The organism is Streptomyces sp. NPDC056231 (genome assembly GCF_048270745.1).
GTDB lineage: Bacteria > Actinomycetota > Actinomycetes > Streptomycetales > Streptomycetaceae > Streptomyces.
Genome location: NZ_JBLVKW010000017.1, coordinates 121,779 through 129,212, shown reverse-complemented (window position 1 = coordinate 129,212; position 7,434 = coordinate 121,779). Strand labels below are relative to the sequence as shown.

Annotated in this window: 6 protein-coding genes; 4 read left to right on the top strand and 2 right to left on the bottom strand. The window is 70.6% G+C overall.

Annotated features, from left to right (window positions below):
• The first annotated feature begins 263 nt into the window (after positions 1–263).
• Genes ACNPQM_RS16565 through ACNPQM_RS16550 form a run of 4 tightly spaced genes read left to right on the top strand, consistent with a single transcriptional unit; the run spans position 264 to position 4,417 of the window.
• Complete coding sequence (locus tag ACNPQM_RS16565) at positions 264–1,262, top strand: alpha/beta hydrolase (protein ID WP_418084586.1); 999 nt, start codon at positions 264–266, stop codon at positions 1,260–1,262.
• Entirely contained in the window at positions 1,255–2,433 is a 1,179-nt protein-coding gene (locus ACNPQM_RS16560; protein WP_358857203.1) for an acyltransferase family protein, read from the top strand. Before ACNPQM_RS16565 ends, ACNPQM_RS16560 begins: the two co-directional genes overlap by 8 nt.
• Complete coding sequence (locus ACNPQM_RS16555) at positions 2,430–3,749, top strand: sensor histidine kinase (protein WP_418084585.1); 1,320 nt, start codon at positions 2,430–2,432, stop codon at positions 3,747–3,749. Before ACNPQM_RS16560 ends, ACNPQM_RS16555 begins: the two co-directional genes overlap by 4 nt.
• Positions 3,746–4,417: a response regulator transcription factor gene (locus ACNPQM_RS16550; RefSeq protein WP_358857205.1), complete on the top strand. Its 672-nt coding sequence runs from the start codon at positions 3,746–3,748 to the stop codon at positions 4,415–4,417. Before ACNPQM_RS16555 ends, ACNPQM_RS16550 begins: the two co-directional genes overlap by 4 nt.
• Positions 4,418–4,852: 435 nt before the next feature.
• Here ACNPQM_RS16550 and ACNPQM_RS16545 read toward each other — a convergent pair whose 3' ends face one another.
• Both ACNPQM_RS16545 and ACNPQM_RS16540 read right to left on the bottom strand, forming a co-directional pair.
• Positions 4,853–6,310 carry a catalase gene (locus ACNPQM_RS16545; RefSeq protein WP_366692891.1) on the bottom strand — a complete coding sequence of 486 codons (1,458 nt, stop codon included), beginning with the start codon at positions 6,308–6,310 and terminating at the stop codon, positions 4,853–4,855.
• 196 nt (positions 6,311–6,506) lie between these two features.
• Positions 6,507–7,406: a 2-hydroxy-3-oxopropionate reductase gene (locus ACNPQM_RS16540; RefSeq protein WP_418084584.1), complete on the bottom strand. Its 900-nt coding sequence runs from the start codon at positions 7,404–7,406 to the stop codon at positions 6,507–6,509.
• Between the last annotated feature and the right edge of the window lie 28 nt (positions 7,407–7,434).

The following is a 7,434-nucleotide window of genomic DNA, read 5'->3' as shown; positions in this document are numbered from 1 at the left end:
CGCGGGGCCCCCGGGGCTGGTTGGGGTGTGGTCGGCCCCCCGGGGTGGGTTTTTGGGGGGGGGGGGGGGGGGCCCCCCCCCCCGGCCCCCCCCCCCCCCACTGCCCGTCCTGACCAGGCCGAGCACGGCCGACACCCCTACCCGTAGTACTTCAGAGCTACGCGGAAGGTGTCCTCCACGGGTGGACGCCGACGACACGGTCCGCTCCCTAGCTTCTGTACCGGAAGCACGACCGACATCCGGTACGGAAGGACCATCCCCTTATGGCGTCCCGTCAGCCCAGGAGCCGCCCCCGCACGCGCCGCCTCTTCACGAGCCCGCGCGGCGCCCGTACCCTCCTCGCAGCCCTCGTCATCGCCGCGGTCACCGTGCCCCTCTCGGGAGCGGCTCGCCCCTCGGCCGTCCCGGCGCCCGCCCCCGCCGCTCTCGCCCCGCTGCGCGCGACCCCCGCCGCCCTGGACGAGCGGTATGCGGTCAACCGCGGTTCCATCCGGGCGGCCGAACAGATGGCCGCCGGCCACGGCGACCGGAAGCGGGCGGCCGCGCTGCGCGAACTGGCCGAGCCGGTACGCCACTTCCTCTCCTTCGACGGCCGCGAAGGCGGCCGCGGCGCCGAGGTCTTCGGTGATCTGTCCACGGCGCGCCGGATCGCCGTGCTGGTTCCGGGCGCGGGCATCAACGTCGACAAGTACTGGCGGCTGAGGGCCGGTGGTGTCGCGCTCCAGCGGGAGCTCGGCGAGGGATCGGCAGTCATCGGCTGGCTCGGGTACGCAACGCCGGCCACGGTGAGCCCGGAGGCGGTGACGCCCGGCGTGGCCGAGCATGCTGCCCCCGAACTACGCGCATTCCTGGACGAATTGCAGAATTCCAAACCGTCCGCCCGGATCACGCTGCTCTGCCACTCCTACGGATCCGTCGTCTGCGCCAAGGCCGCGTCAGGGCTGGAGGTCGCGGGCATCGTCCTGTACGGCAGCCCCGGCACCGGCGCGCGAAGCGTCGCCGCGCTGCACACCGGGGCCACCGTCTGGGCGGGCCGGGGCGGCAGCGACTGGATCGCCGACGTACCGCACGAACAGCTCCGACTTCCGTTCGTCACCCTCGGGTTCGGGACCGACCCCGTCTCGCCCGGGTTCGGTGCCCGGCACTTCGCGGCGGGCGACGGCGGCCACAGCGACTACCTGAAGCCCGGCTCCTTGTCCTTGAAGAACCTCGCCCGGATCGTCTCCGGCCGGCCCCCTGCCGAGGAGGGCCGCCATGCGTGAACTCGTCCGGCGGATCGACGCCGCCACGCCGGCCGACCGCGACCGGGCCGTGGACGCCCTGCGCGCCCTCGCCATCCTGGGCGTGGTGCTCGGCCACTGGCTGGTCACCGCACTGATCGCCGACACCGGCACGGTGCGCGCCGCCAGCCCCCTCCAGCACATGCCCGAACTGATTCCGGTCTCCTGGCTGTTCCAGACTCTCGCGGTCTTCTTCCTCGTCGGCGGACAGATGGCCGCGAAGAGCTACGCCTCCGCCCGCGCCCGCGGCACCACATACGGGCAGTGGCTCGGCGCCCGGACGCTCCGGCTGTTCCGGCCGGTCGCCGCCGTGCTGGTGGTGTGGACCGTGATCACGGGCACGCTGCTCGTCTCCGGGGTGGGCACGGAGACTGTGCACGCGCTGCTCAAGCTGGTGCTGTCACCGCTGTGGTTCCTGCTCGTCTTCACGGCACTGACCGCGGTCACCCCGCTGGTCTCCGGGCTCCATCCGCTCTGGCCGGTCGCCGTCGTGCTCCACGTCGACCTGATCCGGTTCGGTCTGGGCGGGCCCGCCTGGCTCGGATGGATCAATGTGGCGGCCGGCTGGCTGGTCCCGTACTGCCTGGGCGCTACCTGGGCCCGCGGCGGCCTGCAGAGCCGGGCCACCGGATGGGCGCTGCTGCTGGTCGGCGCAGCGGCCACCGCCGGACTCGTTCTGTGGGCCGGCTACCCCGCGTCCATGGTGGGGGTGCCGGGCAGCAGGATCTCCAACCTCGACCCGCCCACCCTCGCGGCCGTCACCTTCGGTCTCGCCCAGTGCGGCGCGGCCCGGCTGCTGCTCGGCCCGCTGCGGCGGGTGCTGCGCCGCCCCGCGGCGTGGGGGGCGGTGGCGCTGGTCAACCTCTCCGCGATGACGGTCTTCCTCTGGCACCAGACCGCGATGATGGCGGTCACCGCCATCGGGCTGCTCGCGGGAGAGGCACTGCCGGGACTGCACACCGTGCCCAGGGATTCGGGCTGGGTGCTCGCCCGTCTGGCGTGGCTGCCGGCGTTCGCCGTGGCGCTGCTGGTCTGCTGGGCGGCGTTCCGTAAGTACGAGGAGGGGCGGCCGCGACGCGGGAAGGGGCGCATCGTTCGCGAGAACCGTCCCACCACCCCCCATGTGCCGGCCGGTCTAAGGTGGCCCGGATGACGTGGAAATCAGTGGGGGGCAAGGAGCGGTGGAAGGCTGCCCTGCGGGGGGCGCCGCGCGTCCTGTTCGAGGATCTGACGATGCCCGCCGACCCGCTGCCTGACATGGGCCAGCCCGGATGGCCGGTCTGGCGGCCGGTGTTCGCAATGCTGCTGGTCATCTGCGCGGCCTTCCTCACCGTGTTCCATATAAACGAGATGAGTCCGGTCGACGGCGGCGGCATCCCCAAGTACGGGTTGCTGGGCATCGCTCACGGGGCGGCGCTCATCGCCGCGATGTTCCGCCCGGTGTCGGCCTGGTGGGCATCGACCGTCCTCATGGTCGTCACCGTGCGGCTCAACGAGCCTGATATGAGTGGGGACCAGTTGTTCCCATGGAGCATTTCCGGGCTCGCGCTCCAGTGCGGGGTGCTCTTCCTGCTGGCGCTGCGGGTCCCGCCCCGCCGCACGGCCGGGGCTGTGGTGATCACACTCCTCGCCGGACTGGCCTGCGCCCTCTTCACCACCACGCCGCACAACTACGACATCGATCGCTCCGCTCCGGTCCTGATCGCCGCCGGGATACTCGGCGCCGTGCTGCGCAGCCTGCGGGTGGCCCGCACCCAACTCGTCGTCCAGGCGGAACTCACCGCAGGGGAGCGGGCCCGGCGCACCCTCCTGGAGGAGCGCAACCGCATCGCCCGCGAGCTGCACGACGTGGTCGCCCATCACATGTCGGTGATCTCCATCCAGGCGCAGGTCGCCCCGCACCTCGTCGAGAACCCGTCCGACGAGCTCCGGGAGAACCTCGCGGGCATCCGGCAGAATGCCGTCGAGGCGCTCACCGAACTGCGCCACGTGCTCGGCGTACTCCGCTCCGAGGACGCCCTGTCGCAAGGCGTGAGGCACACCCCGCAGCCCACCCTCGACCGGCTTGATGAACTGGTCGCCAATGTGCGAGGCGCCGGGCTCACGGTCACCACCGCCACCACCGGTGCGCCGCGCGCGCTGCCGCCCGGTGTCGAGTTGTCGGCCTTCCGGATCGTCCAGGAGGCGCTCAGCAACGCGATGAGACATGCCCCCGGCGCACAGGTGCGGGTGGAGACGGCCTACGGGACGACCGGGCTGACAGTCCGGATCACCAACACCGCGCCCGACGCGCCGGCCAAGCCCTCGCAGTCCATGGGGCACGGGCTGCTGGGGATGCGCGAACGCACTGCCATGCTGGGCGGCGAACTCGCGGCCGGGGCGACCCCCGACGGCGGCTACGAGGTCACGGCTATCCTGCCGGTGAGCGCCTCTGCTCTGGCCACCGAATCTGCCGAGGACACCCCGTGACGACCATTCGCGTACTCATCGCCGACGATCAGATGATGGTTCGTCAGGGTTTCACGGTGCTGCTCGACGCGGAACCCGGCATCGAGGTGGTCGGCCAGGCGGTGGACGGCCTCGACGCCGTCAGCAAGGTCGCCGAACTCGCCCCGGACGTCGTGCTGATGGACGTCAGGATGCCTGTGCTCGGCGGCATCGAGGCGACTCGCCGCATCACGTCACCGCCCGGCGCCCGGGTCAAGGTGCTCATCCTGACCACCTTCGATCTCGACGAGTACGTGTACGAGGCGCTCCGCGCGGGCGCGTCCGGCTTTCTCCTCAAGGATGCATCGGCGGAGGAACTGGCCCATGCGGTCAGGGTCGTGGCGTCAGGTGACGCGCTGCTCGCCCCGAACATCACCAAGCGGCTGATCGCCGAGTTCTCCCGGATGACTGCCGCCCCCCGGGCGCCGCTCAAGGACCGCGTCGGTCATCTGACGGAACGCGAGACAGAGGTGCTGTCCCTGATCGCGCAGGGTCTGTCGAACGCGGAGATAGCCCAATTGCTGGTGGTGGCGGAGCAGACCACGAAGACCCATGTGAGCCGGATCCTGGCCAAACTGGGGCTGCGCGACCGGACGCAGGCCGCGGTCTTCGCCTACGAGACGGGCCTGGTGCGCCCGACCGGCTACTGATGTACATGAAGGGCGGGGGCGCGGAACCGTCCGCGCCCCCGCCCCAGGGTGGAGACCGCCCGACGGCGGGAGGCCGGCGCAACCGTTTCGTTCGCGCCGCCGGGCGGAGTTCTGCAGGTTGAGAGGGTGGTTGAGCCGGGACCGCGGCGGCGCGCGATGGGCGGCCGGGTCCGCTCTCTCAGGTCGAGAGCGGCTGTCGGCTGCCTTCACCACCGCACTGGCTCGCACGCCGCCGCGGTCCTCGGTCGCGTCCGTCCCGCGGACACCCCTCAGGGCCGGCCGGACGGACAACGCAAGGGATATGACCTCCCGTCACATTCCTTGCGCGGTCTCGGTGATATGGGGGCTGTCCGGCCTGATCCGCCGGACAGCCCCACTGGGGTGTGTTCGAAAGCAGCGTCGTCCGCCCGGCAGGCGGGACTTTCGAAACGCGCGCTAGTCCTCGCGCAGGGCGCGGACAGCTTCCTCGACGCGCTTGCCGTAGTCGGCGTCGGCCGCGTGGAAGTGTGCGAGGTTCTTCTCGATCACGTCGTCGCGGGTGACCTGGGAGAGGCCTCCGGCGATGTTGGCGACCAGGCGGCCCTTCTCGTCCTCGGACATCAGCCGGTAGAGCTCGCCGGCCTGGAAGAAGTCGTCGTCCTTGGTGTGGGCGGGCGCCGCGTGGGTGCCGGTCCAGCCGTGGATCGCCAGCGGGGCCGAGAGTGCCGCGCCGGTCTGGGCGGGGCCGGCGTACGAGTTGGGCTCGTAGTTCTTGTCGTGGCGCGCGCCGTTGCGGGTGGCGTGCAGACCGTCGCGGCCGTAGTTGTCGACGACGGCGGTCCGCGGGGCGTTCACCGGGAGCTGGGTGTGGTTGACGCCCAGCCGGTAGCGGTGCGCGTCGGCGTAGGCGAACAGGCGGCCCTGGAGCATCTTGTCCGGGGAGGGACCGATGCCGGGCACGAAGTTGTTCGGGGAGAACGCGGCCTGCTCGACCTCGGCGAACACATTGTCCGGGTTGCGGTCCAGGACCAGCCGGCCCACGCGCTGCAGCGGGTAGTCGCTGTGCGGCCACACCTTGGTGAGGTCGAACGGGTTGAAGCGGTAGTCGGCGGCCTCGGCCGCCGGCATGACCTGCACGTACAGGGTCCAGGACGGATTCACGCCCCGCTCGATGGCCTGCAGCAGGTCCGTCTGGTGCGAGGTGCTGTCCTTGCCCGCGAGCTCGGCGGCCTGCTCGCTGGAGAGGGAGCGCACGCCCTGGTTCGTCTTGAAGTGGTACTTGACGAAGAAGGCCTCACCCTCGGCGTTCGTCCACTGATAGGTGTGCGAGCCGTAGCCATTCATGTGGCGGTACGAGGCAGGGATGCCCCGGTCGCCCATCAGCCAGGTCACCTGGTGCGTCGCCTCGGGGGCGTGCGCCCAGAAGTCCCAGACGTTGTCCGGCTCCTGACGGCCGGTGAACGGGTCGCGCTTCTGCGAGTGGATGAAGTCGGGGAACTTGATCGGGTCCTTGATGAAGAAGACCGGAGTGTTGTTGCCGACCAGGTCGTAATTGCCCTCGTCCGTATAGAACTTGAGGGCGAAACCGCGCGGGTCGCGTACGGCGTCGGCGCCGCCGAGTGAGTCGGCGACCGTCGAGAACCGGATGAACGTCTCGGTGCGCTTGCCGACGGCGGAGAGGAAGTCGGCCCGGGTGAAGCCGGTGACGTCGTCGGTCACCTCGAAGTAGCCGTACGCGCCGGAACCGCGGGCGTGGACCACGCGCTCCGGGATGCGCTCCCGGTTGAATCGCGCGAGCTTCTCCAGCAGATGCTGGTCCTGGAGGAGGATCGGGCCACCGACGCCGGCGGTGGCGGAGTTCTGGTTGTCGGCGACCGGGGCGCCTGACTCGGTCGTAAGCACACGCTGCGTCATGGTGTCGGGGCGACCTTCCGTACGGGAGCTGCTGAACTGCGACGCCCTGGGGGCTCCAGGAGCGTAGGTACGCTCCGAACCGAACGTCAACAGTTTGTTGAAATTGTGAGTGGAGTGTTCCGGATGGCGCCGACGCCTGGGCGCGACAGGACAGGTGTCAGCGCCGGCGTCATCCGGAAGTCTGTGGGGCGGTCGGTCAGGCCTGGACGGGCTGACCCGAGAGGCGCTCGACCGCGCGCAGGAGAGCCGAGTGGTCCAGGCCGCCGTCGCCCTGCGCGCGGAGCGAGGCGACGAGCTGGGCGACCACGGCGCCGACGGGCAGCGCGGCACCGACATTACGGGCGGCGTCGGTGACGATGCCCATGTCCTTGTGGTGCAGATCGATCCGGAAGCCCGGCGCGAAGTCGCGCCTGAGGAAGTTGTCCTTCTTGCGGGTCAGTACGGTCGAGCCGGCCAGGCCGCCGTTCAGCACGTCGAGTGCGGCGGCGAGGTCGACCCCGGACTTCTCCAGGAAGACGACGGCTTCGGCGCAGGCCTGGATGTTGACCGCGACGATCAGCTGGTTGGCGGCCTTCACCGTCTGGCCGGAGCCGTGCGGGCCGCAGAGCACGATCGTCTTGCCGAGCGCCTGCAGGATCGGCTGCGCGGCGTCGAAATCGGCCTGCTCGCCGCCGACCATGATCGACAGTACGGCTTCGATCGCCCCGGCCTCGCCACCGGAGACCGGGGCGTCCAGGACGCGGATGTCCTTCTCCTTCGCGTTCTTCGCGAGGTCGACGGAGGTCTGCGGGGTGATCGAGGACATGTCGATCAGCAGGGCGCCCGACTTCGCGTTCGCCAGGATGCCCTCAGGGCCGTAGGCGATGGCCTCGACGTGCGGGGACGCAGGCACCATCGTGATGACGACATCGGCGTCCCGGACCGCCTCGGCGATCGAACCCGCGCCGTGCCCGCCGGCCGCCGCCAGCCGGTCGATCTTGTCCTGCTCCAGGGTGTATCCGGTGACGTCGTAACCGGCCTTGATCAGGTTTTCGGACATGGGGGAGCCCATGATGCCGAGTCCGATCCACGCAACCTTGGGGAGGTTGTTGCTCATGAGGGGGTGCCTTCCTGAAAACGTGTGT

Excerpts from the sequence above, each read along its gene's own strand:
- ACNPQM_RS16565 (WP_418084586.1), top strand. The coding sequence starts at position 264 with ATGGCGTCCCGTCAGCCCAGGAGCCGCCCCCGCACGCGCCGCCTCTTC.
- ACNPQM_RS16560 (WP_358857203.1), top strand. The coding sequence starts at position 1,255 with ATGCGTGAACTCGTCCGGCGGATCGACGCCGCCACGCCGGCCGACCGC.
- ACNPQM_RS16555 (WP_418084585.1), top strand. The coding sequence starts at position 2,430 with ATGACGTGGAAATCAGTGGGGGGCAAGGAGCGGTGGAAGGCTGCCCTG.
- ACNPQM_RS16545 (WP_366692891.1), bottom strand. The coding sequence starts at position 6,310 with ATGACGCAGCGTGTGCTTACGACCGAGTCAGGCGCCCCGGTCGCCGAC.
- ACNPQM_RS16540 (WP_418084584.1), bottom strand. The coding sequence starts at position 7,406 with ATGAGCAACAACCTCCCCAAGGTTGCGTGGATCGGACTCGGCATCATG.